At 72.8% G+C, this 26,091-nt stretch carries 24 protein-coding genes; 17 read left to right on the top strand and 7 right to left on the bottom strand.

Annotated features, from left to right (window positions below; translation table 11 throughout):
* Positions 1-89: 89 nt before the first annotated feature.
* Positions 90-644, top strand: coding sequence for a helix-turn-helix domain-containing protein (locus tag ACIQH8_RS00865; RefSeq protein WP_400993625.1), 555 nt, complete (start codon positions 90-92; stop codon positions 642-644).
* Between the two features lie 30 nt (positions 645-674).
* Here ACIQH8_RS00865 and ACIQH8_RS00860 read toward each other — a convergent pair whose 3' ends face one another.
* A complete protein-coding gene (locus tag ACIQH8_RS00860; RefSeq protein WP_400993623.1) occupies positions 675-2,180 on the bottom strand; it encodes an alanine/glycine:cation symporter family protein in 1,506 nt (501 codons plus the stop codon).
* 174 nt (positions 2,181-2,354) lie between these two features.
* Here ACIQH8_RS00860 and nusA point away from each other — a divergent pair, with 174 nt between their 5' ends.
* From nusA to rbfA, 4 genes are all read left to right on the top strand, one after another.
* Positions 2,355-3,353 carry a transcription termination factor NusA gene (nusA, locus tag ACIQH8_RS00855; protein ID WP_400993620.1) on the top strand — a complete coding sequence of 333 codons (999 nt, stop codon included), beginning with the start codon at positions 2,355-2,357 and terminating at the stop codon, positions 3,351-3,353.
* 54 nt (positions 3,354-3,407) lie between these two features.
* Positions 3,408-3,653, top strand: a complete 246-nt coding sequence (locus ACIQH8_RS00850; RefSeq protein ID WP_400993617.1) for a YlxR family protein — start codon at positions 3,408-3,410, stop codon at positions 3,651-3,653.
* Positions 3,654-3,741: 88 nt separating this feature from the next.
* Positions 3,742-6,534: a translation initiation factor IF-2 gene (gene infB, locus ACIQH8_RS00845; RefSeq protein ID WP_400993614.1), complete on the top strand. Its 2,793-nt coding sequence runs from the start codon at positions 3,742-3,744 to the stop codon at positions 6,532-6,534.
* Positions 6,535-6,664: 130 nt separating this feature from the next.
* Positions 6,665-7,126: a 30S ribosome-binding factor RbfA gene (gene rbfA / locus ACIQH8_RS00840; protein WP_400993612.1), complete on the top strand. Its 462-nt coding sequence runs from the start codon at positions 6,665-6,667 to the stop codon at positions 7,124-7,126.
* A gap of 24 nt (positions 7,127-7,150) precedes the next feature.
* Here rbfA and ACIQH8_RS00835 read toward each other — a convergent pair whose 3' ends face one another.
* Positions 7,151-8,077 (bottom strand): LysR family transcriptional regulator, encoded by a 927-nt coding sequence (locus ACIQH8_RS00835; RefSeq protein WP_400993609.1) that lies wholly within the window; start codon positions 8,075-8,077, stop codon positions 7,151-7,153.
* A gap of 124 nt (positions 8,078-8,201) precedes the next feature.
* Here ACIQH8_RS00835 and ACIQH8_RS00830 point away from each other — a divergent pair, with 124 nt between their 5' ends.
* From ACIQH8_RS00830 to ACIQH8_RS00820, 3 genes are all read left to right on the top strand, one after another.
* On the top strand, positions 8,202-9,572 hold the full coding sequence (locus tag ACIQH8_RS00830) for an MFS transporter (RefSeq protein ID WP_400993607.1): 1,371 nt from the start codon (positions 8,202-8,204) through the stop codon (positions 9,570-9,572).
* Positions 9,573-9,777: 205 nt separating this feature from the next.
* Positions 9,778-11,595 (top strand): FAD-dependent oxidoreductase, encoded by a 1,818-nt coding sequence (locus ACIQH8_RS00825; protein WP_400993605.1) that lies wholly within the window; start codon positions 9,778-9,780, stop codon positions 11,593-11,595.
* Positions 11,592-12,995: an adenylate/guanylate cyclase domain-containing protein gene (locus tag ACIQH8_RS00820; RefSeq protein WP_400993603.1), complete on the top strand. Its 1,404-nt coding sequence runs from the start codon at positions 11,592-11,594 to the stop codon at positions 12,993-12,995. The genes ACIQH8_RS00825 and ACIQH8_RS00820 overlap by 4 nt, the downstream gene beginning before the upstream one ends.
* Before the next feature lie 6 nt (positions 12,996-13,001).
* Here the strand turns inward: ACIQH8_RS00820 and ACIQH8_RS00815 are convergent, their stop codons facing one another.
* Positions 13,002-13,910: an A/G-specific adenine glycosylase gene (locus ACIQH8_RS00815; protein WP_400993601.1), complete on the bottom strand. Its 909-nt coding sequence runs from the start codon at positions 13,908-13,910 to the stop codon at positions 13,002-13,004.
* Positions 13,911-14,001: 91 nt separating this feature from the next.
* Here ACIQH8_RS00815 and ACIQH8_RS00810 point away from each other — a divergent pair, with 91 nt between their 5' ends.
* Positions 14,002-14,670, top strand: coding sequence for a hypothetical protein (locus ACIQH8_RS00810; protein WP_400993599.1), 669 nt, complete (start codon positions 14,002-14,004; stop codon positions 14,668-14,670).
* Between the two features lie 13 nt (positions 14,671-14,683).
* On the opposite strand, the gene ACIQH8_RS00805 is transcribed toward ACIQH8_RS00810, so the two are convergent.
* Complete coding sequence (locus ACIQH8_RS00805; protein WP_400993597.1) at positions 14,684-15,736, bottom strand: hypothetical protein; 1,053 nt, start codon at positions 15,734-15,736, stop codon at positions 14,684-14,686.
* A gap of 72 nt (positions 15,737-15,808) precedes the next feature.
* On the bottom strand, positions 15,809-16,816 hold the full coding sequence (locus ACIQH8_RS00800) for a ketopantoate reductase family protein (protein WP_400993594.1): 1,008 nt from the start codon (positions 16,814-16,816) through the stop codon (positions 15,809-15,811).
* Positions 16,817-16,874: 58 nt separating this feature from the next.
* Between ACIQH8_RS00800 and truB the strand changes: the two genes are divergently transcribed.
* Genes truB through ACIQH8_RS00780 form a run of 4 tightly spaced genes read left to right on the top strand, consistent with a single transcriptional unit; the run spans position 16,875 to position 19,586 of the window.
* Positions 16,875-17,780: a tRNA pseudouridine(55) synthase TruB gene (gene truB, locus ACIQH8_RS00795; RefSeq protein WP_400993592.1), complete on the top strand. Its 906-nt coding sequence runs from the start codon at positions 16,875-16,877 to the stop codon at positions 17,778-17,780.
* A complete protein-coding gene (locus tag ACIQH8_RS00790; protein WP_400993589.1) occupies positions 17,777-18,145 on the top strand; it encodes a hypothetical protein in 369 nt (122 codons plus the stop codon). The genes truB and ACIQH8_RS00790 overlap by 4 nt, the downstream gene beginning before the upstream one ends.
* A 26-nt stretch (positions 18,146-18,171) precedes the next feature.
* Positions 18,172-18,660: a hypothetical protein gene (locus ACIQH8_RS00785; RefSeq protein ID WP_400993587.1), complete on the top strand. Its 489-nt coding sequence runs from the start codon at positions 18,172-18,174 to the stop codon at positions 18,658-18,660.
* The gene (locus ACIQH8_RS00780) at positions 18,657-19,586 is read left to right on the top strand and encodes a bifunctional riboflavin kinase/FAD synthetase (protein WP_400993584.1); all 930 of its coding nucleotides are present in this window, start codon (positions 18,657-18,659) and stop codon (positions 19,584-19,586) included. The genes ACIQH8_RS00785 and ACIQH8_RS00780 overlap by 4 nt, the downstream gene beginning before the upstream one ends.
* Before the next feature lie 33 nt (positions 19,587-19,619).
* On the opposite strand, the gene ACIQH8_RS00775 is transcribed toward ACIQH8_RS00780, so the two are convergent.
* Entirely contained in the window at positions 19,620-20,306 is a 687-nt protein-coding gene (locus ACIQH8_RS00775) for a hypothetical protein (protein ID WP_400993581.1), read from the bottom strand.
* Positions 20,307-20,414: 108 nt separating this feature from the next.
* A complete protein-coding gene (locus ACIQH8_RS00770; protein ID WP_400993579.1) occupies positions 20,415-21,869 on the bottom strand; it encodes a DHA2 family efflux MFS transporter permease subunit in 1,455 nt (484 codons plus the stop codon).
* 80 nt (positions 21,870-21,949) lie between these two features.
* On the opposite strand from ACIQH8_RS00770, the gene ACIQH8_RS00765 reads away from it, so the two are divergent.
* From ACIQH8_RS00765 to deoC, 4 genes are all read left to right on the top strand, one after another.
* Positions 21,950-22,588 carry a TetR/AcrR family transcriptional regulator gene (locus ACIQH8_RS00765; protein ID WP_400993576.1) on the top strand — a complete coding sequence of 213 codons (639 nt, stop codon included), beginning with the start codon at positions 21,950-21,952 and terminating at the stop codon, positions 22,586-22,588.
* Positions 22,589-22,646: 58 nt separating this feature from the next.
* Positions 22,647-23,861, top strand: coding sequence for a CynX/NimT family MFS transporter (locus ACIQH8_RS00760; protein ID WP_400993573.1), 1,215 nt, complete (start codon positions 22,647-22,649; stop codon positions 23,859-23,861).
* A gap of 185 nt (positions 23,862-24,046) precedes the next feature.
* Entirely contained in the window at positions 24,047-24,991 is a 945-nt protein-coding gene (locus tag ACIQH8_RS00755; RefSeq protein WP_400993570.1) for a sugar-binding transcriptional regulator, read from the top strand.
* Positions 24,992-25,024: 33 nt separating this feature from the next.
* Positions 25,025-26,032, top strand: a complete 1,008-nt coding sequence (gene deoC / locus ACIQH8_RS00750; protein ID WP_155051793.1) for a deoxyribose-phosphate aldolase — start codon at positions 25,025-25,027, stop codon at positions 26,030-26,032.
* The last annotated feature ends 59 nt before the right edge of the window (positions 26,033-26,091 follow it).

The raw sequence follows: 26,091 nt of genomic DNA, 5'->3' as shown, positions 1-26,091 counted from the left end.
AGGAGTGCTGCTTAACATGTTGCTTAGTGATATTGAGCAGCAATCCACGCCCGGCGTCAACACCCGGCGCCGAGCGAGAGGGGATCGTCGTGGGCGATGAGGGCGTCGGCGAGCAGGTGCGCCGGTACCGGAGGGCCAGGCGGATGTCGCAGCGCGCACTCGGTGCGCAGGCGGGCGTCACGTCGGGCTTCCTGAGCCAGCTCGAGACCGGTCGGACCAACGCGAGCGTCGCTACGCTCCGGCGCCTGGCGGATGCGCTCGGCGTCTCTCTCGGAGACCTCGTGGCACCCGGACCGGTTCCCGCCGGGCGGGTGGTGCGTGCCGACCGACGCCGCAGGTTCTCGGCGAGCGACGGCATGGTGAAGTGGTTCCTCACCGAACCCCCGCACGGCCACGTCGAGATGTACGCCGTCACGATCGAGCCGGGCGGGTCGACCGGTGCACGGCAGTACCGTCATGGCGATTCCGAGGAGGTCATCCTCGTCATCCGGGGAACCGTCCGCGTCGAGCTCGAGGGCGAGGCCTACGACCTCGGGACGGGCGACACCGTCGTGTTCCCGAGCAGCACGCCGCACCGCGTCGCGAACACCGCGGCCGATGTCGCCGAACTCGTCTGGGTGAACGCTCCGCCGACGCCCGAGTGATGGCCCCCCCGCGCGGGCGGTGAGCCCGTCCTACTCCTCGTGGTGCAGGTGGTCGCGGTGCTTCTGCGCCTGGTGCTTCGCGACCCCGACGTCGATCGGGCCCGTGACCGAGCGCTCGTCGACCCAGCACTCGATGCCCGAGACATCCGGCAGCAGGTCGCGCGTGAAGACGGGATCGCGACCCTGCCTGCGCTGGTGGGTGTAGTCGCGGAGCAACCGGAACGCCACCCCGGAGAGCAGGGCGATCGCGATGAGGTTCACGAGGGCCATGAGGCCCATCACCCCGTCGGCGGTGTTCCAGACGAGGTCGGACGCCGCGACCGAGCCGACGAAGATCGCGACGACGACGAGCGACCGGTAGGTCGTGAGGAGCCACGGCCTGGGTGAGATGAACTCGATGTTCGACTCGCCGTAGTAGTAATTGCCGAGGATCGAGCTGAACGCGAGCAGGAACACGATGATCGTGAGGAGGATGCTCGCCCACGGTCCGAGGTTCGCGACCATCGCGTCCTGCGTGAGGCCGATGCCGCGCTCGGCGCTCGCCAGGTCAGGGTTCGACACGAGGATGATGAACGCCGTGATCGTGCAGACGAGGAAGGTGTCGAAGTAGACCCCGAGCGTCTGCACGAGGCCCTGCTTGACCGGGTGCGTCACCGCCGCGCTCGCGCCCGCGTTCGGTGCCGAGCCGAGGCCGGCCTCGTTCGAGAACATGCCCCGCTTGACGCCCGTGAGGATGATGGTGCCGACCGTCGCGCCGACGACCTCGTTGAACCCGAACGCCTCGGTGAAGATCGAGGCGAACACCTCGGGCAGCCGCGTGATGTTGAGTGCCACGATGATGAGCCCGACGAGCAGGTAGAGCAGCGCCATGAGCGGCACGACCGCCTGCGTGACGTGGGCGATGCGGCGCACGCCGCCGAAGACCACGAGCCCGGTGAGCAGCGCGAGGACGGCGCCCGCCGTCCACGCGATCCACTCGCCACCGCCGTCCGGCGCGACCGCGCCGGTGAGGGACGCGCTGATCGTGTTCGCCTGCAGCGACGAGAACGCGAACGGGAAGCAGACGATGAGGATCACCGCGAAGAGGATGCCGGCCCAGCGCGCCTTCAGCCCGCGCTCGATGTAGTACGCGGGGCCGCCGCGGAAGCCGTCCTTGTCGTGCACCTTGAAGAGCTGGCCGAGACTCGACTCGACGAATGCCGAGGCGCCGCCGATGAAGGCCATGAGCCACATCCAGAAGATGGCGCCCGGACCACCGATGGCGATCGCCGTGCCGACCCCCGCGATGTTGCCCACCCCGACGCGCGAGGCAGCCGAGATCGTGAACGCCTGGAAGGCCGAGACGGACTGCGGCTCACCCGACTCGTCGCGCGGCGTCTTGTCGGTGAGGGTCCGGAACATCTCGGGGATGAGGCGAAACTGCACGACGCCGGAGCGCACCGTGAAGTAGAGGCCGAGCAGCACCACGACGGGCAGCACGATCCAGGTCCAGAGCGTGTCGCCCGCGGCGAGCACGAGGTCGTTGAGCGCGTCCATCCCGCAAGCATGGCAGCCGTGGCGAGGGAACCTCGGGAACACGCGCGAGTCGGCGTGGTCGGAAGTGCGTGGAAGTCGGACCGCGAGTGGGAACGGGGCCCGGGTCATCCGCTACGCTTGAGTGTTCCGCCCGAGAGGGGGAGGCGGACTGAGAGCTGAATAGAGGAGGCCGGAATGGACATCGACCTCAGCGTGCTCCGCATGATGGAGCGCGAGAAGGAGATCCCGTTCGACGAACTGGTGCAGATCATCGAGCAGGCGATCCTGATGGCCTACCTCAAGCACACCAACCCCGCCCAGCACGGGCATGCGAACCCGAAGGGCGCCCGTGCGCACCTCGACCGCAAGACCGGGCACGTGTCGATCTACGTGCCCGAGCACGACGAGGAGGGGAACGTCATCGGCGAGGCCGAGGACTCCCCGAGCGACTTCGGCCGCATCGCGGCGTTCGCCGCGAAGCAGGTCATCAACCAGCGCCTGCGCGACATCGCCGACGACGCCGTGCTCGGCGAGTTCCGCGGTCGCGAGGGCGACATCGTGGCGGGCATCATCCAGCAGGGCCCGAACCCGCGGATGGTGCACATCGACCTCGGCACCGTCGAGGCGATCCTGCCGCCGGAGGAGCAGGTGCCCGGTGAGGAGTACCCGCACGGGCAGCGCATCCGCGTCTACGTGACGAGCGTCGCCAAGGGCGCGAAGGGGCCGTCGATCACGGTCTCGCGCACGCACCCTGCGCTCGTCCGCAAGCTCTTCGCGCTCGAGGTGCCCGAGATCGCCTCCGGCGTCGTCGAGATCGTCTCCCTCGCGCGCGAGGCCGGTCATCGCACGAAGATCGCGGTGAGGGCGAACCAGCCCGGCGTGAACGCCAAGGGCGCGTGCATCGGCGAGCTCGGCCAGCGCGTGCGCGCCGTGACCGCGGAGCTCGGCAGCGAGAAGATCGACATCGTCGACTGGAACGAGGACCTCTCGACGTTCGTCGCGTCGGCGCTGTCTCCGGCCAAGGTGACGAGCGCCTACGTGATCGACGAGAACACGCGAGCCGTGCGCGCCCTGGTGCCCGACTACCAGCTGTCGCTCGCCATCGGCAAGGAGGGCCAGAACGCCCGCCTCGCGGCCAAGCTCACGGGCGCGAAGATCGACATCCAGCCGGATTCGATCCTCGACCAGGCGTGAGTCGCACCGTCCGCGCGGGCGACGGTCGGAAGACGCCCAGCCGGGAGGTGTAGGATGGAACCCGTCAGAACGTGCATCGGATGCCGTTCGCGCGCCCCGCGGTCCTCGCTTCTGAGGGTCGTCGCCCAGCACACCAGAGTCCTCGCCGATACCTCGGCGGTGCTCCCCGGGCGTGGCGCGTGGCTGCATCCGACGCTCGAGTGCTTCCGACTCGCCCAGCGACGACGCGCCTTCGGGCGCGCGCTCCGCGTGAGCGGCGAGCTGGACACATCCGATGTAGAGAACAGGCTGAACGGCTAATGGACAACTCATGAGCGGCTCGAAATGAGACCCGTCCGCCATTGATGGTCCGCCCCTGTCCCGGGGTCGGACCCGGAACAGGAGAGAAGTGGCTGCCAAACCACGCGTACACGAGATCGCCAGCGAGCTCGGCGTCGACAGCAAGGTCGCGCTCGAGAAGCTGAAGGAGATGGGCGAATACGTCAAGGGCCCGTCGTCCTCGATCGAACCCCCCGTCGCACGTCGCCTCCGGGCCGCCCTCGAGGGCGCCGCGGCGAATGCCAAGCCGGCGGCGGCACCCAAGCCCGCCGCGGCCAAGCCCGGCCCCAAGCCGGCCCCGAAGCCCGCGGCCGCGCCGCAGGGCGACGCCCCGATGAGCGTCGCCGAGCGCCAGGCCGAGGCCGAGAAGAAGGCGGCTGCCGCGGCCGCCGAGAAGGCCGCGTCCGAGCAGGCCGCACCCGCCGCGTCGGCCGAGGCCGACGCGCCGTCGGCTCCTCGGGCGAGCTCCGCGCCGAAGCCCGGCGCGCCCAAGCCCGCCGATGTCGCGCGCCCCGGTGCGCCGAAGCCCGGCCAGAGCGCCCCGCGCCCCGGCGGTCCCCGCCCGGGCGCGCCGCGCCCCGGCAACAACCCCTACTCGAGCTCGCAGGGCATGGGCCAGCGTCCGAGCCAGCCGCGTCCGGGCAACAACCCGTTCTCGAGCTCGCAGGGTATGGGCCAGCGCCCGACCCCCGGCAACATCCCGCGGCCCCAGCCCCCGCGTCCCGGTTCGCCGCGCCCCGGCGCCCCGCGTCCGGGCGGTGGCGGCGGCGGTCGTCCCGGCGGCTTCCAGCGCCCCGGCGGCGGTGGCGGCGGCCCGCGTCCCGGCGGCGGCGCCGGCGGCGGCTTCCGTCCGGGCGGCGCGCCCGGCGGCGGCTTCGGCGGCCCGCGTCCCGGTGGTGGCGGCGGCCGCGGTCGCGGCCCCGGCGGTGGTACCGCCGGCGCGTTCGGTCGTGGTGGCGGAAAGAGCAAGGCGCGCAAGTCCAAGCGGACGAAGCGGCAGGAATTCGAGATGCGGGAGGCCCCGTCGCTCGGCGGCGTGAGCGTCCCGCGCGGCGACGGCAACACCGTCATCCGCCTGCGCCGCGGCGCCTCGATCTCCGACTTCGCCGACAAGATCGACGCCAATCCCGGTTCGCTCGTGACCGTGCTGTTCCACCTCGGTGAGATGGCGACGGCGACCGAGTCGCTCGACGAGGCCACCTTCGAGGTGCTCGGCGCTGAGCTCGGCTACAAGATCCAGGTCGTCTCCCCGGAGGACGAGGACAAGGAGCTCCTCGAGGGCTTCGACATCGACCTCGACGCCGAAGAGGCCGAGGAGTCCGACGAGGACCTGCAGGCGCGTCCGCCGGTCGTGACCGTCATGGGTCACGTCGACCACGGTAAGACGCGACTGCTCGACGCCATCCGCAACGCGAACGTCGTCGCGGGCGAGGCCGGCGGCATCACCCAGCACATCGGTGCGTACCAGGTGCACACCGAGCACGAGGGCATCGACCGCGCCATCACCTTCATCGACACCCCGGGTCACGAGGCGTTCACCGCCATGCGCGCCCGCGGTGCACAGGTGACCGACATCGCGATCCTCGTGGTCGCGGCCGACGACGGCATCATGCCGCAGACGGTCGAGGCGCTGAACCACGCCCAGTCGGCGAACGTGCCGATCGTGGTCGCGGTGAACAAGATCGACAAGCCCGACGCGAACCCGGGCCGGGTGCGCCAGCAGCTCACCGAGTTCGGGCTCGTGGCCGAGGAGTACGGCGGCGACGTCATGTTCGTCGACGTCTCCGCTCGCGAGAACATCGGCATCCAGGAACTGCTCGACGCGGTCCTCCTCACCGCCGACGCCGGGCTCGACCTGCGTGCGAACCCCGACAAGGACGCGCGCGGCGTGGCCATCGAGGCCAAGCTCGACAAGGGGCGCGGCGCCGTGGCGACCGTGCTCATCCAGTCGGGCACGCTGAAGGTCGGCGACGCGATCGTCGCGGGCACGGCCTACGGCCGCGTCCGTGCGATGAGCGACGAGAACGGCGAGCCCGTGGCCGCCGCGACGCCGTCGCGTCCGGTCCAGGTGCAGGGCCTCTCGAGCGTCCCGCGTGCCGGCGACACCTTCCTCGTCACCGAGGAGGACCGCACGGCCCGGCAGATCGCCGAGAAGCGCGAGGCCGCCGAGCGCAACGCCCAGCTGGCCAAGGCCCGCAAGCGGATCTCGCTCGAGGACTTCACGCGTGCCCTCGAGGAGGGCAAGGTCGAGGCGCTCAACCTCATCATCAAGGGCGACGTGTCGGGTGCCGTGGAGGCGCTCGAGGAGTCCCTGATGAAGATCGAGGTCGACGACTCGGTCCAGCTGCGCATCCTCCACCGCGGTGTGGGTGCCGTCACCGAGAGCGACATCGACCTCGCCACGATCGACAACGCGATCGTGATCGGGTTCAACGTCCGCCCCGACGTGAAGGCGCGGGAACGCGCCGCCCGTGAGGGCGTCGACGTGCGCTTCTACAACGTCATCTACAACGCGATCGACGACATCGAGAGCTCGCTGAAGGGCATGCTGAAGCCCGAGTTCGAAGAGGTGCAGTCGGGTGTCGCCGAGATCCGCGAGGTGTTCCGCTCCTCGAAGTTCGGCAACATCGCCGGTGTCATCGTGCGGTCGGGAACGATCACGCGCAACGCCAAGGCCCGTGTCATCCGCGACGGCGTCGTGGTCGGCGACAATCTGGCCATCGAGTCGCTCCGCCGGTTCAAGGACGACGTCACCGAGGTCCGCACGGACTTCGAGGCGGGCATCGGCCTCGGCAAGTACAACGACATCCAGGTCGGCGACGAGATCGAGACCATCGAGATGCGCGAGAAGCCGCGGGTCTAGGCCCTCGGTGCGGGGCCCCGTTCGTCGACGCGATGAGCGGGGCCCCGACCCCTCCACCAGAACCGAAGGAACCGGCCCCGGCCGAGGCCGCAGTCGCGGCATCCGGGGCGGAACGGAAAGGCAGGCCATCATGGCCGATCCGCAGCGGGCCAGGAAGCTGGCCGATCGCATCAAGGAGATCGTCGCGCGTCGCCTCGACAAGGGGCTGCGCGATCCGCGACTCGGATTCGTCACCATCACCGACGTGCGCGTCACCGGCGACCTGCAGCACGCGAGCATCTTCTACACCGTCTACGGCACCGATGAGGAGCGCCGAGACTCGGCGCTCGCGCTGAAGGCCGCGACGGGGATGCTGCGGAGCGAGGTCGGGCGGAACATCACGGCCCGGCTGACGCCGACGCTCGAGTTCATTGCCGACGCGATCCCCGAGAACGCGCAGCACATCGAGGAGCTGCTCCGCGAGGCGCGCGAGCGCGACGCGGAGACGTCGGCGGTCGCCGCATCCGCCCAGTACGCGGGCGACGCCGACCCGTACGTCAAGCCGCGCGATCTCGACGAGGACGAGTTCGACGAGGAGTCCGCGGCCCGCTGACGCGGGCGAGACGCGCCGCGGGTGCTATCCGACCCCCGGTGATCGTGCCTGCCCGAGCAGGGCGTCGCGCGCCTCGGCCATGCGGGCACGGAGCGCCGCGATGAACGCGACCGCGGTCGGCTGTCGCAGTGCCTCGGGGCGGCAGACCAGCCAGTACGGCAGGCGCTCCTCGACCTCGTCGGGGAACATCCGCACGAGGTCGTCGTGCGGGTCGGCGAGGAACGCCGGCAGCAGGCCGAACCCCGCGCCGGCGCGCGTCGCGTCGACGTGCACGTACACGTTCGTGCTCGACACGGCGTCGACCATGCCGCGTGTCGACCGTCGGGCCGCGTCGAGCGCGTCGACCTGCAGCATGGACTCGATGAAGTACACGAGCGGCTCGCCCGCCAGGTCGTCGACCGATGCCGGGACCCCGCGCCGCGCGAGCAGGCTCCGGCTCGCGTACAGGCCGAGCACGTAGTCGCCGAGGTGGATCGCCTCGGCGCGGTGCACGTGCGGGCGGCCGACCACGACCTCGAGGTCGACGCCGACGCGCTGCTGCGCGGCACGACGGGTCGCGGCGACGATCTCGAGCGAGACATCCGGATGACGCGAGCGCAGCGTCGCCATCGCCGGTGCGGCGATGAACCCGCTGAAGCCGTCGGTGGCCGACAGGCGGACGACGCCCGCGAGGGTCGGCTCGTCGGGGGAGAGGCGCCGCATGGCCTGTTCGACGTCCTCGGCGGCCGCGAGTGCGTGCTCGCCGAGCGGAGTCAGCACCCACCCCGCAGCACCGCGGACGAGCACGCGCCCGCCGAGCGCCTGCTCGAGCGCGTCGATCCGGCGGGCGATCGTGGTGTGGTTCAGGCCGAGCCTCGTGCCGGCGCCGGTGTAGCGGCCCTCGCGGGCGACGGCGAGCAGGACGATGAGGTCGTCGGCGCTCGGGGTCCGGCGCGGCGGTGCGGTCGGCATCTGTGCAGTTTCGCACATCATGGGTGCGAGGTTCGTCATTGGACTGCACAGGGATGCACGCGAGACTCGTCCGGTGACGCGACAGCGTCCGACCCCCTCCACGTTCCATGCAAAGGAGCATCGAATGACCCAGGCACCCGCACGGGACGCCGCAGCGAACCCCGCGACGTCGGGCCTCCGCCGCGTCGTCACCGCGTCGATGGCCGGCACCGTCGTCGAGTGGTACGAGTTCTTCCTCTACGCCTCGGCCGCCACGCTCGTCTTCGGCACGACCTTCTTCCCGCCGTCCGACGACCCGTACGCCGGCATCATCGCCGCGTTCCTCACCTACGCGGTCGGGTTCATCGCCCGGCCGCTCGGCGGGATCGTGTTCGGTCACCTCGGCGACAAGTACGGTCGCAAGAAGCTGCTGCAGTTCAGCATCATCCTGATCGGCGTGGCGACCTTCCTGATCGGCTGCCTGCCGACCTACGCGCAGATCGGCCTCGCCGCGCCGGCGCTGCTGGTGCTGCTGCGCTTCCTGCAGGGCTTCGCGCTCGGCGGCGAGTGGGGCGGCGCGGTCCTCCTCGTCGCGGAGCACAGCCCGTCCGAGCGTCGCGGATTCTGGGCGAGCTGGCCGCAGGCCGCCGTCCCGGTCGGCAACCTGCTCGCCACGCTCGTGCTCTTCGTGCTGAGCTCGACCCTCTCCGACGAGGCTTTCCTCGGCGGGGGCTGGCGCGTCGCGTTCTGGCTCTCCGCGGTCATCGTGCTCATCGGCTGGTACATCCGCACCAAGGTCACGGACGCGCCGATCTTCCTCGAGATGCAGGCGGAGCGCGACGCCGCCAAGGCGACCAGCTACGGCGTCCTCGAGGTCATCAAGCGCTACCCGCGGGGCGTCGTCACCGCGATGGGCCTCCGCGTCGCGGAGAACATCCTCTACTACGTGGTCGTGACGTTCTCCATCGTCTACCTCACGCAGGTCGTCCAGGAGGGCACGGCGAACACGCTGCTCATCCTCGTGGCCGCGCACGCCGTGCACTTCGTCGCGATCCCGATCGCGGGCAACCTCTCCGACCGCTTCGGCCGGAAGCCGGTCTACGCCGCGGGCGCGATCCTCGGCGCGACGTGGGCGTTCTTCGCCTTCCCGCTCATGAACACGGGCAACCCGATCGTCATCTGGGCCGCCATCGCCCTCGGCCTCGTGTTCCACGCACTCATGTACGCCGCGCAGCCGGCGATCATGGCGGAGATGTTCCCGACGCGCATGCGCTATTCGGGCGTCTCGCTCGGCTACCAGGTCACGTCGATCTTCGCCGGCTCGCTCGCACCGATCATCGCCACCGCCCTGCTCGGTCAGTACGGCTCGAGCGTGCCGATCGCGATCTACGTCGCGGTCGCGTGCGCGATCACGCTCGTTGCCGTGGCGGCAGCCCGCGAGACGCGGGGGCTCGACCTCCGGGAGGTCGACGCCGCCGACCGCGTGCGCACCGAGGCGACCGCCACGGTCGGCTGATCTGCGCGGCCGCGTCGCGGTCGAGCAGCGAGACGGATGTCCCGGGGCCCGCGCCCCGGGACATCCGCTCGCCCGGCTCGGCCCGCGACGGGCCCGACGGCTCTGTCGTGCGCGAGGGGGCGGGCGGTACACTGCGGGCGTCGGCGGTGCCCGGTCGACGGCCCCGAATGCGGGTGGTCGCGGCGTGCCGGTGGGAGGAGAGGGCATGTCGAGCGTCGCACGACCGGTCATCCTGGTGGTCGCACGCGACCCCGGCGCGCGCACCTCGGTGGTCACCGAGCTCGAGCGCCGCTACCGCGTCGACTACGCCGTCGTGCCCGCGCACGACGAGCGGGAGGCCGCCGATCGCATCGACGCACTCGCCGACGAGGGCGGCCAGCTCGCGCTGATCCTCGCCGACCGCGCGGGCGACCTCGACGGGCGGACCGTGTTCTCGCATGCCCGACGCCGATTCCCCGACGTCCGCCGCGGACGCCTCATCGAGTGGGGGCAATGGGGAGACGCGGCCGTGCGCGAGGAGATCCTCTCGCTCATGGCCGCCGCCGAGCTGGAGTACTACGTCATCCGCCCGTGGCACTCGCCGGACGAGTACTTCCACCGCACCATCACGGAGTTCCTGCTCGAATGGGAACGCTCGATCGGGCTGCGACCCAGGGAGGTCGCGGTGATCGGGCGCGCGGGGATGCCGCGCACGCACGAGCTCCGGAGCCTCCTCGCCCGGGGCGGCATTCCGCACGAGTGGCTCGAGCCCGGGTCGGACGCCGCACGCGAGCGGCTGTTCGCGGTCGGCGTCGAGGAGGAGCTGCCGGACGTCCCGATCGTGCTGCTCATCGACGGCCGCGTGCTGCTCGACCCCGACAACGCCGAGCTCGCCGCCGCGTACGGGCTCACGACCACGCTCGACGGCGAGGCCGACGTGGTGGTCGTCGGCGCGGGGCCCGGCGGGCTGGCTGCGGCGGTCTACGCGGCATCCGAGGGCCTGGACGTCCTCGTCGTCGAGCGCGAGTCGATCGGCGGGCAGGCCGGCTCGAGTTCGCTGATCCGCAACTACCTCGGCTTCTCGCGGGGCATCTCCGGGTCGGAGCTCGCGCAGCGGGCCTACCAGCAGGCGTGGGTGTTCGGCGCGCGCTTCGCGCACGCGCGCGAGGCCGTCGGCATCGAGCGCGACGCCGACGGGTTCCGCGTGCGCGTCGCGCCCGAGGACTGCATCCGCTGCTCGTCGATCGTCCTCGCGACCGGGGTGTCGTACCGCCGACTCGATGTCGACGAGTTGACGCCCTTCGAGGGCGCCGGGGTCTACTACGGGGCGTCGGCGATCGAGGCGCAGGGCATGGCCGGGCGGCACGTCACGATCATCGGGGGCGGCAACTCCGCCGGGCAGGCGGCGCTGCACCTGGCCCGGTACGCGGCATCCGTCACGGTGCTGGTCCGCGGGACCGGGCTGGCCGCCAGCATGTCGCAGTACCTCATCGACCAGCTGGTCGCGCAGGGCGTGGCCGTGCGAACGCGCGCCGAGGTCGTCGGCGGAGGCGGCGACGGCGTGCTCGAGCGCATCCGGGTGCGGGATCGCGACACGGGCGAGGAACGCGACGTCGAATGCGGCGGCCTGTTCGTGCTGATCGGCGCGGCGCCGCGCACCGAATGGCTGCCGCCGGAGATCCTGCGCGATCGCTGGGGGTACGTGCTCACGGGGCCGGAGGTCGTCGCCGAGGGCGAGCGCGCGAACTGGCCGCTCGAACGCGAGCCGTTCCCGCACGAGACGAGCGTGCCGGGCGTGTTCGCCGTGGGAGACGCACGTCGGGGGTCGGTCAAGCGCGTCGCGTCGGCGGTCGGCGAGGGATCGGTCGTGGTGTCGTCGGTGCACCGGCGACTCGCCGAGGTCGAGACCGGAACGGTGGAACCGGCCGCCGCGGCGACGCTCGGTGTCGCCGCGCCGTTGCCGGTCCCGCCGGCGCCGCCGGCGCCGCCGGCGGGCGATGCGGCGCCGCCGGCCGCGCAGGGTTCGGGGGCATCCGGGCCGTGAGCGCGCTCGCGCCCGGCACGGGACCGACGGCACCGCCGCCGACCGCAGGCCGGGTCGCGTGGGCGATCGTGCTCCTCGCCATCCCGCTCGCCGGTCTGGCGCTCCTCATCGTCCGCCCCGCCCTCGATGTCGAGTGGGAGCACCAGCCGACCCATTTCTGGCTCGTGCTCGCGGCCGGGGCCATCAACGCGGCACTCGCGTGGGCGGTCGGCGCGGCGGCGCGCCTGCGGCACGACGCCCGACTCGTCCTCGTCTCGCTCTCGTTCCTCGCCGCTGCCGGGTTCCTCGCGCTGCACGCGCTCGCGACGCCGGGGGTGCTGCTCTCGGGCAGCAACACCGGGTTCGCGCTCGCCACGCCGGTCGGCCTGACGATCGCCGCGGTGTTCGCGGCCTGGTCGAGCGCCGACCTCGACGGCGCGCACGGCGCACGCGTGCTCCGACTCGCGCCGTGGCTCGTGGCCGGTCTCGTCGCCGCGATGCTGACCTGGGGAGCCGTGTCCCTCCTCGAGATCGGCCCGCTCGCGGCCGCGGCACCGCCCGAGCGGATGACGATCCCCTTCACGCTGCTCGCCGTCGTCGGGCTCGCCTGCTACGCGCTCGCGGTCGTCCGGTACCTGCGGATGCCGCGGCACGCCGCCTCGCCGCTGCCGCTCGCGTTCGCCGCCGCGTTCACGCTGCTCGCCGAGGCCGAGATCGCGGTCGTGTTCGGCCGGAACTGGCACCTGTCGTGGTGGGAGTGGCACGTGCTCATGCTGGCCGCGTTCGTGGTCATCGTCGTCGCCGCCCAGCGCTCGTGGCGGGAGGAACGCTGGGCAGGGCTCTACACGCAGGACACGGCCGCCGGTGAGCGGGAGGTGTCCGTGCTGTTCGCCGACCTCGAGGGTTTCACGAGCTTCTCGGAGGCGCACGATCCGGCCGAGGTCACCGCGACGCTGAACGCGTACTTCACCGACGTGATCCCACCCCTCGTCGAACGGTACGGCGGGCGTGTCGACCGCTTGATCGGCGACGCCGTCATGGTCGTGTTCGAGGACGCCGCCCCGGGTCCGGCGCATGCGCAGCGGGCGGCCGGCGCGGCGCTGGCACTGCAGCGCGCGGCTGCCGCGGTGCAGGCCGCGCACCCGAGCTGGCCCCGGTTCCGGGTCGGCGTGAACTCGGGGGTGGCGAACGTCGGGATCCTCGGCACCGGCGGCGGGCGCACCTACACGGTGATCGGCGACGTGGTGAACGTGGCCTCGCGGCTCGAGGGCTCGGCGCCGGTCGGGGGCGTCGCGATCGGCGCGGGCACCGCACGCCGGCTCGGCGGATCGGCGGTGATGCGCCCGCTCGGCGCCCTCCAGGTGAAGGGCCGTCGCGCGCCGGTCGAGGCGTTCGAGCTGATCGGGCTGGACGAGGGGTAGCCCGGCTCACGCCTCCGGCAGGGCGAGGCCGCCCTCGACGTGCGCGGCGAGGCCGTCGGCGATGAGCCCGTCGACGGCCCGGGCGAGGCGCGCCGGATCGGCGACGACGCGGTCGAGCTCCTCGACGGGGACCGGGCAGTGCGCCGCTCGCAGCTCGCGCATCACCAGCCCGCGTGCCTCGCGGTCGCTTCCCTCGAAGCGAGCCTGACGGGCCCGCCGCGGGCCGTCGTAGACCGGGTAGCCCGCGGCACGCCAGGCGCAGTGCGGGGCGATCGGGCAGTCGTCGCAGCGCGGCGTGCGCGCCGTGCAGACGACGGCACCGAGCTCCATGGCCCCGGCATTGAAGGCGCGCGCGGCGGCGCGGTCGACGGGCAGGAGCGCCGACATAGCCTCGAGGTCGCGCCGGGTCGCCGGCGGGCCCGCCTCGCCGACGCCGTCGACCGCGCGCGCGATGACGCGCCGCGTGTTCGTGTCGACGACCGGGTGCCGCTCCCCGAACGCGAACGACGCGATCGCGCGCGCGGTGTACGGTCCGATGCCCTGGAGGGCGAGGAGCGCGTCGAGGTCGCGCGGCACCTCACCGCCGTGCCGCTCCACGATCTCGGAGGCGGCGCGGTGCAGCCACAGCGCCCGCCGCGGATAGCCGAGCCGATCCCACATGCGCACGGCCTCCGACGGCGGCGCGGCGGCGAGGTCCGCCGGCGTCGGCCAGCGCCGCATCCACTCCTCCCAGCGCGGCCGCACCCGCGCCACCGGCGTCTGCTGCAGCATGAACTCGCTCACGAGCACGGCCCAGGGCGAGACCTCCGCCGCCCGCCAGGGGAGCGGCCGCGCCGCGCCGGCGAACCAGTCGTTCACGGCGTCGGCGATCGCCCCGGCGGAGTCGGGAGCCGCGCTCGGCTCGGGGGTCGGCATCCGTCCAGCGTACGGCCGGTCGACGCCCGGTCGGCCGCCGGCTCGGCCGCGCCGGTCGACGCGGCCGAGCCGGGCGACGTACGCTCGGACCATGCGCCTGGTCACCACGCCCCGGGTGGCGTTCCTCCGCGGCATCGCCGACGAGCTCCTCTCCCGCACGGGGCGGGGTCGGGTGATCGTCGCGATCGACGGGCCGCTGCGGAGCGGCAAGACGGACCTCGGCGACGACCTCGCCGACGTGCTTCGCGAACGCGACCTCGCGGTGTTCCGGGCGGGCGTCGAGGACTTCCACCGGTCGCGCGAGGCGCAGGCCGAGTACGGAGCCGACACGCCCGAGCGCTACTGGCGCTACGGCATCGACGAGTCGCTGCTCCAGCGCACGCTCGTCGAGCCGTTCCGGATGGCCGGGTCGACGGCGTTCGTCACTCGCGGCTTCGACCTCGCGCGCGACGCGTGGGTCGAGCCGAAGTGGCGCACGGGCCCCGCCGACGCGATCCTCGTGCTCGACGGCCGGTTCCTGTTGCGCACGCGCCTGCGCGACGAGTGGGACGTGGCCATCGCGGTCGACGGCGAGCCGACGGATGCCGCGGACCGCCTCGCCTACGCCTCGAGCGACCCACGCGACGTCGCCTCGATCGTCGTCGACCTCGCGGACCCCGCGCATCCGACGCGCGGCGCAGCGGGGGGTGCGGGTGACGACGACGGGCCGGCCGACGAGGCGTGGGCCGATGCGGCGGGAACGCGGCCCGACGGCGACTGACGGGCGGCGTCGGTCAGTCCGCCTCCGACGGCGGCGGCGCGGATGCGGTGGCACCCTTCGGCACGGACGGCGGCTCGTCGCCGGGGGAGGCGGGCGGTTCCGGGTCCGAGGTCGACGCCCGGGTCCGTCGGACGAGCAGCCGACCGACCAGCCCGACGGCGGCGACGAGGATCGCGACGACGAGCGGCGGCACCACGAGCTCGGGCATGGTCGAGGCCGCCCGGAAGACGCCGACGGCCTGGTCGAGCATCTCGTCCGGGTGGCGCGCGAGCACGCGACTGCCGGCGGCGTTCGAGACCGCGGTGATGAGCGCCGGACCGATCCAGAGCACGACGAGCGCGACGATCGCGGCGATGACGCGGCCGACCGAACCGATCCCGCCCCACGCGATCGCGGCGCCGACGAGCACGGCGGGAAGCCAGCGCAGCACGAGGAGGACCGTGTCGGCGCCCGGCCCGGCGGTGACGGGGTCGGGCAGCAGGAGTCCGCCGAGCCAGGACGGGGCGAGCACCGCGGCGATGGCGAACCCGATGATCGCGCCGGCGCGCGGTGCGGCGGCGACGAGGAGCATCACGAGCACGCCGATGAGGTTCGCGAGCACCGCGATCGCGACGAGCGCGGCGAGGTACAGGTCGGACTCGACCCGCTCCTGGAGTCCCTCGCGGACGACCATGGTCGTCTGCACGATCGCCGTGACCTGCACCGCGAGGAGTCCGACGAGCATCCAGGCGACGCCGAAGCGGCGCTGCCGGGATCGCGTCGCACGGGCGGCGATGCCCGCGATCGCGGCGCCGATGATGAGCAGCGCGGCGGTGCGCGTGAGGAAGTACTGGCTGAACGGCAGCAGCACCAGCGGGTACTCGTCCGGCAGGGCATCCGTCGCCCACAGGTTCTGCAGCGGCAGCCGCATGCCCGCGACGAGCCAGGGCAGGAGGCCGATCGCGGCCGCGGCGGCGCCGATCGGCAGGCACAGCCACCAGGCGAGCGGGCGCGAGCGCGCCGTCTCCGGCTCGGTCGGGGCGGCGGTCGAGCGGTCTGGTTCGGTGGCGGTGTCGTCGGGTTCCACGTCGGCTCGCTTCGGTCGGGTCGTTCCGGTCGGGTGCAGGGGCACCCTAGCCCCGCGAGGCCGGTGAGCGGGTCAGTCCGCGCCGAGGTCGGCGAGGACCGCGACCACCCGCTCGGGCGGCAGCGGGGCCCCGGATGCCTCGACCTCGTGCACGAGCGCGGTGAGCGCGCCGTTCACGGGCGCGTCGATCCCGGCCGCACGCGCCTCGCGGACGACCGCGCCGTTCAGGAAGTCGACCTCGGTCGGCTGCCCGCGCCGCAGGCTCTGCTGCGTCGACCCGAGGTTCGGCACCGAGCCCATGCGCACTCGCATGGACCAGGGCAGCACCTGAGCGAGGCCGAGGGGCAGGCGTGCGAAGGCGCGCAGGCGCCGGTCGCCGAGGCCCTGCAGCGATCCGAAGCGGATGCCGCGGGCGACGCCCACGCGCACGCACTCGCGCATCGAGGCCGCGACGACGCGTCGGAGCGCCCGGTCGTCCACGACGTCCTGGACGCTCCGGCCCACGATCGCGGGGACCGCGTTCAGCATGTTGACGACGAGCTTCGTCCACTGCGCGCCGCGGAAGTTCGACACCGCCACGATCGGGACGGCCCCGGAGAGCACGGCGGCGATGCGCCGCACCTCGTCGTCGGGTTCCCCGTCGCCGCGGCCGAGGTAGCTCGCCGCGGTCGTCGTCACCCGCACCGAACCGGGCTCGGTGTAGTTGGCGGCGATGATCGAGAGCATCCCCAGGCACTCCGAGCGGGGGAGCAGCCGCTCGGCGGTCGTGACGCCGTCGAGGCCGTTCTGCACGACCACGACGGGCACGCCGTCGATCGCCGCGCCGTTCGCGGTGATCGCGGCCGCGGCATCCTGCGCCTTGGTGCACACGAGCACGAGGTCGGGGCGCGCGGTCAGGCGCTCGGCGGCGGCGGGATGCACGTGCGCGTCGCCGTACCCGCCGGAGAGGCGGATCCCGCCCTCGCGGATCGCCGCGAGGCCCGCTCCGCGGGCCGTCACCTCCACCTCGTGCCCTGCGCGCGCGAGCAGGGCCGCGAACGTGCCGCCGAGCGCACCCGCGCCGATGATCCCGATCCTCACCGGACCAGCGTAGGGCGAGCGGCCGGGACCGACGGTACCCGCTGTTAGCCTGTACGGCGTGAACAGCGGCATCCTCCTCGTCGACAAGCCGCAGGGGATGACCAGCCACGACGTCGTCGCCCGCGTGCGGCGCCTCGCCGGCACCCGCAAGGTCGGCCATGCCGGCACGCTCGACCCGATGGCGACCGGCCTGCTCCTCCTCGGCATCGAGAGCTCGACGAGGCTCCTCCACCACCTGGTCGGACTCGACAAGGAGTACCTGGCGACCGTTCGCCTCGGCTGGGCCACGACCACCGACGATGCCGAGGGCGAGGCGCTGCCCGCGGCGTCCCCCGAGGCCGTCGCCGCCGTCACGCGCACCGCGGTCGAGTCCGGCATGGCCGAGCTCACGGGCACGATCGACCAGGTCCCGAGCGCCGTCAGCGCCGTCAAGGTCGACGGCAGGCGCGCGTACCAGCGAGTGCGCGACGGCGAGCAGGTCGAACTCGCGGCGCGCACCGTGACCGTCTCGGCCTTCGACCTCCTCGACGTGCGCGAGGGCGACGGATGGCTCGACCTCGACGTGCGCGTCGAGTGCTCCTCCGGCACCTACGTGCGCGCCCTCGCGCGCGACCTCGGCGCCGGGCTCGGCGTCGGCGGCCACCTCACCGCGCTCCGGCGCACTCGCATCGGGCGGTTCGACGTCGCCGAGGCCGGCGCCCTGGAGGGCCTCGACGTCGCCGGGGCGCGCCTCTCGCCCGCGGAGGCGGCGCGACGGGTGCTGCCGGTGGTCGAGATCGACGCCGACGCGGTCCGCGACCTCCGCCACGGCAAGCGCGTCGACGCGCCCGCCGTGGTGCGCGAGCTCGCCGCCGGCACCCCCGTCGCCGCCGTCGGTCCGGGTGACGTGCTCGTCGCGATCGTCGAGCGCCGCGGCCCGCAGCTCAAGGTGATCACGGGGTTCCCCGCCGAGGAGGTCGCATGATCGAGTGGTTCGCATATGCGCAGGTCGGGGTCGCCGTCGTCGCGGGGCTCCTCTGCATCATGCTCGGGCTCGCCGGCCGCGTACCGAACGACCTCGTGCTCGGCTCGCTCGCGCTCGTCGAGGTGCTGCTGCTCGGCCAGGTCGTCGTCGCGCTCGTCGCGCCGGCCGTCGGCAACCCGCCGACGGGGAGCCTGCTCGAGTTCTGGGTCTACCTCGTCAGCGCCGTGCTGCTGCCGCCCGCGGCGGCGCTCTGGGCGCTCATCGACCGCGGCCGGTGGGCGACCGTCGTCTGCGGCGTGGCGGCGCTCGCCGTCGCGGTCATGCTCTACCGCATGCTCCAGATCTGGACCGTGCAGCAGGCGTGAGGCTTGGTCTGGGAGAATCGAACGACATGAACGAGACATCCACCGCACCCGCGGGTGCGCGCCGCCGCGGGCGACTCAGCGGCATCGGCCGGGTTCTCGTCGCCGTCTACGGCGTGCTCGCGCTCGCGGCGACGGGGCGTTCGCTCGTGCAGATCGTCGAGCGGTTCGACGAGGCGCCGGTGGCCTACGCGCTCTCCGCGCTGGCCGCCGTGGTCTACCTCCTCGCGACGGTCGCGCTCGTCATGCCGGGCCGCACCTGGTACCGCATCGCGTGGGCGACCATCGTCTTCGAGTTCACCGGCGTCGTCGTGGTGGGCCTGCTCAGCATCCTTCGCCCCGACCTCTTCCCGCACGACACCGTGTGGTCGTGGTTCGGTCGCGGGTACCTGTTCATCCCGCTCGTGCTGCCGCCGCTCGGCATGTGGTGGCTCGCGCGCCATCCGGTGCAGGATGCCGCGGCGCAGGGCGACGGCACCGCCGCCCCGGCCGCGGCCGACGCGAAGGGCCGCGCGTGAGGACGTTCGCGGGGATCGAGGCGGTCCCCGCGCACTACGGTCCGTCCGCCGTGACGATCGGCAAGTTCGACGGCGTCCATCAGGGGCACCGGGCGGTCATCGCGAAGCTTCGCGAGATCGCCGAGTCGCGGCGCCTCGAGGCGGTCGCGATCACGTTCGATCGTCATCCGGCGGCCTTCCACGCCCCTGATCGATGCCCGCCTCAGCTCGTGAGCACCCGCCAGAAGCTGGAGTTGCTCGCGACGACCGGACTCGACGCGACCGTGCTGCTCCACTACGACGGCGCCCTCGCGGCGAACTCGGCCGATGCGTTCGTGCGTCGGTTCCTGGTCGACGCGCTCGACGCCGAGGTGCTGCTCGTCGGGCACGACTTCCGGTACGGCGCCGGCAACGAGGGCGACGTGACGATGCTCCGCCGTCAGGGCGAGCGGCACGGGTTCGAGGTCGTCGTCGTCGAGGACGTCGTGCCCGAGGGCGGCCGCCGCGTGTCGTCCACCTGGATCCGCGAGCTCCTCGACGCCGGCGAGGTCGAGCACGCCGCCGAACTGCTCGGCCACGTGCCCACGGTCAGCGGCATCGTCGTGCACGGCTTCAAGCGCGGTCGTGGGCTTGGGTACCCGACGGCGAACCTCGCGCTCGACTCCGAGGGGTTCATCCCGGGCGACGGCGTCTACGCCGGCTGGCTTGTCGACGGCGGCGTGCGGTACCCGGCGGCGATCTCGGTCGGCGACAACCCGACCTTCGAGGGCGTGCCGAAGAAGCAGGTCGAGGCGTACGTGCTCGACCGCGACCTCGACCTCTACGACCACGTGGTCGGCGTCGAGTTCGCGCACCGCATCCGCGGCATGGAGAAGTTCGACGGCATCGACGCGCTCATCGTGCAGATGGGCCGCGACGTCGACCGGGCGCGCGCGCTCGTCGGCTGATCCGGGCGCGCGCCGGGCGATGGGAGCGCGCGGTCAGTCGTGACCGGCCTGCGTCGACGTCGGCTCGCCGTCGCCCGGGCGGTGCGGGGCGACCGTGCCGATGCCGGTGAGGAATCGCAGGAGCCCGTGCGCCGTGTCGACGAGCGTGCTGCCGTGCCCGAACTCCCACCCGGCATCCGTCGCCCGCAGGGTGTGGCCGGCGATCACGGCCCGGATCTCGGTCGGGGCCGCCGCGGCGCGGCGGAGCGCGACGGCGCCGGACGCCCGCGGCGAGAGGGGCACGACCGTTCCCGCCGCACCGCCGACGAGGAGGGTCGCGACCACCGCGTCGTCGAGTTCGACGACGCCCGTCGGGCGGTCGCGCGAGAGGAGGTGGGCGGCGCGGGCATCGAGCGCGTCGGCCGCGGCCGCGGCTCCGTCGAGGGGGCGCAGCTCATCGAGTCGTCGCGCCTCACCACCGCGCACGAGCCGCTCGGCCGCATCGAGCGCCCGCCTGGTGCGCGTCCGGTCGAAGCCCCGGACGAGGTCGGCCGCGACGTCGGCCACGCGCCATCCGTTCCGCTCGGTCTGGGTCGTCCAGAGACTCCCGTCGGCGGTGCGAAGCAGCGCGGCGAGGGATCGCAGCACCTCGGAGGTCTCGGCGCGCCGATCGGCGGTCACCCCGGACTCGTCCACGTCGGGGCGGCGGCTGAGCGGCAGATAGCGCGAGAGGTCGGCCACGCGACCAGCCTAGACGCGACACGTCGGGTCGCGATGCGGGTCCCGGACCGGCCCACCGGCGATCGGGTGGACGCGGTCGCGGGACCCGCGGGGTGCTGACGCCGCGTGTCAGCCCGCGACGGGAATCGCCGCGGCGACCGGCGCGGGGCTGGGTCCCTCCGCGACGTCGGGGACCGTCTCGGTCGGCTGCGTCGCCCGGCCCGCCGGGAGCAGCAGCGCGAGCAGGCCCGCGGCGGCGAGCACCGAGGCTCCGGTCGCGACCGCGGGAATCGCCGCGTCGACGTACGCCGAAGGGGTGAGTTCGCCGCCCGCGCCGGTGAACACCGCGGTGAGGACGGCGACGCCCAGTGCGCCGCCGATCTCGCGGAGCGTCGAGTTGGTGCCGGACGCCTTCGCGTGGTCGCGCTCGGGCATGTGCGCGAGCACGGCCGTCGCCATGGGGGCGAACACCAGACCCATTCCGATGCCCGCGAGGGCGAACGCCGGCACCAGCGTCGGGTAGGCGACGTCCGCGCTGAGGGTCGCGGCGATCCAGAACATCGCCGCCGCCTGCGCGGCCAGGCCCGCGACCATGAGGGTTCTGGTGCCGACGCGCGGTGCGAGCAGGCCCGCGACCGGCGCGACGAACATCGGCGCCAGGGTCCACGGCATCGTCATGAGTCCGGCCTCGAGGGCGCTGCGCCCCTGGACGACCTGGAGGAACTGCACGAGCAGGAAGATCGCGCCGAACACGCCGAAGCTGAAGGTGAAGCCGACCGCATTGGCGACGCTGAAGCTTCGGTCGCGGAAGAGCGACAGCGGCAGCACGGGCGAACCGGCGCGGCCCTCCCAGAGGAGGAAGGCGACGAGCAGCACCGCACCGGCGATCAGGGGGAGGAGCACCTCGCCGCTCGTCCAGCCCGCCTCGTTGCCGCGGACGATGCCGAAGACGAGGCCGAGCACGCCGAGGCCCGAGAGGGCGACGCCGAGGAGGTCGACCGGACGCCGCTCGCCGCGCGCGTCGTCGAGCACGAGGCGCGCGAGCACGAACGCGACGACGCCGATCGGCACGTTGATCCAGAAGATCGACTGCCAGTTCCAGCCTTCGATCACCGCGCCGCCGACGAGCGGGCCGAGTGCCACGCCCAGCCCGGAGACGCCGCCCCAGATGCCGATCGCGAGGGGTCGCAGGCGCGTCGGCACGGCGCCCGCCACGAGCGTCAGCGAGAGCGGCATGATCGCCGCTGCGCCGAGCCCCTGGACGGCGCGCGCACCGATGACCATCCACGGTTCGGTGCTGAGCGCGGTCAGCACGCTCGCCGCGGTGAAGACCGCGATCCCGGCGAGGAAGACGGTGCGTCGGCCGATGCGGTCGCCGAGTGCGGCCGCGGGGAGGATGAACGTCGCGAACGCCAGGGTGAAGGCGTTGAGGAACCACTGCAACTCCTCGATCCCTGCGCCGAGGTCGACGGCCATGACGGGGAGCGCATTGGTGATGACGAGGTTGTCGAGCGACGCCATGAACATCGGCAGGGACGTCGCGACGAGGATGAGCCAGACGGGGGCCCGGCGGAGGGATGACATGTTCGTACTCGTTCCAATCATTGAAGTAATCGCATGATTACAAGCGATCAATGTAGTTATCGACTGATAACATGTCAAGCATGACGTCACGACCCGAGCGCATCCCCGCCGAGGAACGGCGCGAGCTGATCCTCGCCGCCGCAACGACCGTGTTCGGCGAGCTCGGGTACGCCGGGGCGACGACCGATCGCGTCGCGCGCGCGGCGGGCATCAGCCAGCCGTACGTGGTGCGGCTGTTCGGCACCAAGGAGCAGCTCTTCCTCGAGACGCTGGACCGGACGCTCGCGCGCCTGCTGGCGTCGTTCCGCGCGGCGCTCGCCGAGGATGCGGCGGGCGCGGCGCCGGGCGAAGGTGCGCGGGTCGACGATGCGCGCGACGAGGCCGCGGATCGCGAGGCGCGACTCGGGGCGGCCTACCTCGAACTCGTCGAGGACCGCGGCACGCTGCTCACGCTGCTGCACGGCTTCATGATGGGCTCGGATCCGGTCATCGGTCCCGCCGCTCGCGACGGGTTCCTGCAGGTGTTCCGCATGCTCCGCGACGAGGCGGGCTTCACGCCCGAGCAGATCCACCGGTTCCTCGCCGACGGGATGCTCATCAACACGCTGCTCGCCTCGGGGATCGGCCTCGCGGCCAAGCGTGATCGCGACGCCGCCGAACTCATGGACTGCACCTTCGGCGCGCACGTCGCCGAGGTGCTCGAGCGCGCGTCCGCCTGATGAACCGACCGGCCCGACCGGCAGGCCGGTCGACGGTGGGCGCTCCCGGACCCGGCTCGTGAGGCCCGAGACGACCAGGCCGCTCTGGCGCGGTCGCACCCTGGCGCTCCTCGGCATCCTCCTCGTCGCGTTCAACCTGCGGACCGCGGTCGCCTCGCTCTCGCCGATCCTCGACCTCGTCGAGCGCGACATCCCGATCCCGACGGCGCTGGTCGGGATCCTCGGCATGCTTCCCCCGCTCTGCTACGCGGTGTTCGGCATCGCGACGCCCGTCCTCACGAGGCGAGCCGGCCTCGAGCCGGTCCTCGTCGGCGCGCTCGTCGCGCTCGTCGCGGGCAGCGCCGCGCGCGGACTCGCGGGGTCGGCGTGGTGGCTCTTCGCCGCGAGCGCGCTGACGTTCGCCGCCGTCGGCGTCGGGAACGTCCTGCTGCCGCCGCTCGTCAAGCGGTACTTCCCGGATCGCATCGGGCTCGTGACCGCGCTCTACGTCACCGCGCTGTCGGTGAGCACGTTCGTGCCGCCGCTCGTCGCGGTCCCGGTGTCCGAGGCGGCGGGCTGGCGCACCTCGTTCGAGATCTGGGCCGCCGTCGCCCTCGTCGCCCTCGTTCCGTGGGTCGCACTGCTCGTCCACCCGCGCCGCACCGCGCCGCCGGAGCTGCCGGAGGAGGCCGAGCCCGGGCTGCTCCGCCGTGCGTTCCGCTCCCCGTTGGCGTGGGCGCTCGCGACGGTCTTCTCGATCGCCGGCTTCAACGCCTATGCCGTCTTCGCTTGGCTTCCCGCGATGCTGGCGGACGTCGCGGGGACGAGCCCGGCCGCGGCCGGGGTCCTGCTCGCGGTCTACGCCGCGATGGGCCTGCCCGTCTCGCTCGTCGTGCCGGCACTCGCGACACGTCCCGGGCGGGTGCGGGCGATGGTGGCGATCGCGGCGGGCACGATCGCGGCGGGGTGGGCGGGGCTGCTCCTCGCCCCCGGGAACGTCACCTGGCTCTGGGTCGCCCTCGCGGGCATCGGGCCGCTGCTCTTCCCGCTCTCGCTCGTGCTCGTCAACCTCAGGACCCGCACGCACGCCGGATCCGTCGCCCTCAGCGGGTTCGTGCAGTCGGTCGGCTACGTCGTCGTGGCGCTCGGCCCGGTCGCCGTCGGGCTCCTCCACGAGGCGACCGGGGCCTGGACCGCGCCCATGCTCCTGCTCCTCGCGACGTCCGTCCCGGCGCTCGTCGCGGGCATGGTCGTCGCGCGCGCCGGATTCCTCGAGGATGAACGGCGGGGCTGAGGCGCGGGGCTGAGTCGCGGGGCCGGGCCGCGGGGCTGAGCCGGTCGTCGACGGGCCGGGCTCGTCGTCCGCCGCCGCATCCGGCGCGCGCCATCCGGCCCGCTCTGCTCATATGAGCAGACTTGCACGCGAGTGTTGCCGATGCGCCGTCGCCTGCCTACGCTGGATGAGGCGGAAGGAGACGAATGGACGAGACCGACGAACTCCTCTCGATCCGCGCGGCGGAGCTCTACTACGAAGAGAACAAGACGCAGGACGAGATCGGCCAGGCGCTGCGACTCACGCGCTGGAAGGTGGGTCGCCTGCTCGCGCAGGCCAAGCAGCGCGGCTTCATCCGCATCGAGATCCTGCACCCGCGCGCCCGGCGCCTGCCGATCGAGCGGCGCCTCCGCGAGGAGCGCGGGCTGGAGGACGCGATCGTGGTCTCGTCGGCCGGCGTCGCCTCGCCCGACGAGCTGCAGGCGCGCACCGCGCAGGCGGCGGCCGACTACCTCACCGCGCTTCGGCCTGTGCCGCGCACGCTCGGGGTCAGCTGGGGCCGGACGCTGTTCGAGATCTCCCAGCACCTCCGCAACGGCTGGGCGACCGGGGTCAACGTCGTCCAGATCAACGGCGGCGTGAGCCTCAACCGCCGCGCGGGAACGGCGGCCGCGACTGCGGTCGCCATCGCCCAGAAGGGCGGCGGCAGCGCCACGCTGCTGCCGAGCCCCGCGATCCTCGAGCACCTCGCGACGAAGGAGGCGATCGAGTCCGACCGCGTCGTCGCCGGGGTGATCGACCTGGCCAGGTCCGCCGACGCGTACCTCTTCAGTGCCGGTCCCGCCGACCACACCTCGGTGCACATCGAGAGCGGCTACCTGACCGAGGCCGACGTCGACCTGCTCGTCCAGAAGGGCGCCGTCGGCGACGTCGTCGGCCGCTACATCGACTCCGAGGGCAACATCGTCGATCCCGCGCTCGACGCGCGGACCGTCGGCCTCACCCTCGACCAACTCCGCGACGGACGCCTCCGCATCGCCGTGATCGCGGGGCGCAGCAAGCACGCCGTCGCCGACGCGGTCGTGCGCTCCGGCCTCTGCTCCGTCCTCGTCACCGACGAGGCCACCGCACTCCACCTCCTCGACGGCTGATCCGGCCGAACCATGAAAGACAGGTCACCCACCATGTCCGGCACCTCCCTCGTCACTGCGCGCGAACGCGCGCTCGCCGTGCTCGGCGGCGAGCCCGACGACGCCACGCTCCGCAGGTACCTCCACGGCATCGCGGGCGTCGACGCCGTCGGCCTCGAGCAGCGCGCCGCGGGCCTCGGCACGCGTTCCATCAAGACGTCCTCCAAGAAGTGGGCCCTCGATCGCATCATCTCGCTCGTCGACCTCACGACGCTCGAGGGTGCCGACACCCCCGGCAAGGTGCGCTCCCTCGTCGCGAAGGCGATGAACCCCGACCCGGCGGATGCCACGACGCCGCGCGTCGCGGCCGTCTGCGTCTACGGCGACATGGTGCCCTACGCCGTCGATGCGCTGGGATCCGTGCACGGCGACCCCGACGACGGGCTCATCTCGGTCGCGGCGGTCGCGACCGCGTTCCCCTCCGGTCGTTCGTCGCTCGAGATCAAGCTCGCCGACACGGCCGAGGCGGTCGCGAACGGCGCCGACGAGATCGACATGGTCATCGATCGCGGCGCCTTCCTCGCCGGTCGCTACGGCCTGGTCTTCGACCAGATCGCCGCGGTGAAGGAGGCCTGCCGGCGCCCCGACGGCACGAGCGCGAGCCTCAAGGTGATCCTCGAGACCGGCGAGCTCGTCACGTACGACAACGTCCGGCGCGCCTCGTGGCTCTCCATCCTCGCCGGCGGCGACTTCATCAAGACCTCGACCGGCAAGGTGCAGCCCGCCGCGACCCTCCCCGTCACGCTCCTCATGCTCGAGGTCGTGCGCGACTGGCACCTGATGACCGGCCAGCGCATCGGCGTGAAGCCGGCGGGCGGCATCCGCGCCTCGAAGGACGCGATCAAGTACCTCGTCACGGTCGCCGAGACCGTCGGCGAGGAGTGGCTCCAGCCGCACCTGTTCCGGTTCGGCGCGTCCAGCCTGCTGAACGACGTACTGCTGCAGCGGCAGAAGATGGCGTCCGGCCACTACTCCGGCGCCGACTACGTGACGATCGACTGATCTCGATACGGCCTCCGGCCTACTCGATCACCGAACCACTCGCATCCGCATCGACCATC

This window comes from Agromyces sp. GXQ0307 (assembly GCF_044769845.1).
GTDB lineage: Bacteria > Actinomycetota > Actinomycetes > Actinomycetales > Microbacteriaceae > Agromyces.
This window is presented reverse-complemented; position numbering and strand designations above follow the sequence as displayed.

Bases quoted from the DNA above. Each gene is read 5' to 3' on its own strand.
- ACIQH8_RS00860 (WP_400993623.1), bottom strand. From the start codon at position 2,180: ATGGACGCGCTCAACGACCTCGTGCTCGCCGCGGGCGACACGCTCTGG.
- nusA (WP_400993620.1), top strand. From the start codon at position 2,355: ATGGACATCGACCTCAGCGTGCTCCGCATGATGGAGCGCGAGAAGGAG.
- ACIQH8_RS00850 (WP_400993617.1), top strand. From the start codon at position 3,408: ATGGAACCCGTCAGAACGTGCATCGGATGCCGTTCGCGCGCCCCGCGG.
- rbfA (WP_400993612.1), top strand. From the start codon at position 6,665: ATGGCCGATCCGCAGCGGGCCAGGAAGCTGGCCGATCGCATCAAGGAG.
- ACIQH8_RS00835 (WP_400993609.1), bottom strand. From the start codon at position 8,077: ATGCCGACCGCACCGCCGCGCCGGACCCCGAGCGCCGACGACCTCATC.
- ACIQH8_RS00830 (WP_400993607.1), top strand. From the start codon at position 8,202: ATGACCCAGGCACCCGCACGGGACGCCGCAGCGAACCCCGCGACGTCG.
- ACIQH8_RS00825 (WP_400993605.1), top strand. From the start codon at position 9,778: ATGTCGAGCGTCGCACGACCGGTCATCCTGGTGGTCGCACGCGACCCC.
- ACIQH8_RS00815 (WP_400993601.1), bottom strand. From the start codon at position 13,910: ATGCCGACCCCCGAGCCGAGCGCGGCTCCCGACTCCGCCGGGGCGATC.
- ACIQH8_RS00810 (WP_400993599.1), top strand. From the start codon at position 14,002: ATGCGCCTGGTCACCACGCCCCGGGTGGCGTTCCTCCGCGGCATCGCC.
- ACIQH8_RS00790 (WP_400993589.1), top strand. From the start codon at position 17,777: ATGATCGAGTGGTTCGCATATGCGCAGGTCGGGGTCGCCGTCGTCGCG.
- ACIQH8_RS00785 (WP_400993587.1), top strand. From the start codon at position 18,172: ATGAACGAGACATCCACCGCACCCGCGGGTGCGCGCCGCCGCGGGCGA.
- ACIQH8_RS00770 (WP_400993579.1), bottom strand. From the start codon at position 21,869: ATGTCATCCCTCCGCCGGGCCCCCGTCTGGCTCATCCTCGTCGCGACG.
- ACIQH8_RS00765 (WP_400993576.1), top strand. From the start codon at position 21,950: ATGACGTCACGACCCGAGCGCATCCCCGCCGAGGAACGGCGCGAGCTG.
- ACIQH8_RS00755 (WP_400993570.1), top strand. From the start codon at position 24,047: ATGGACGAGACCGACGAACTCCTCTCGATCCGCGCGGCGGAGCTCTAC.
- deoC (WP_155051793.1), top strand. From the start codon at position 25,025: ATGTCCGGCACCTCCCTCGTCACTGCGCGCGAACGCGCGCTCGCCGTG.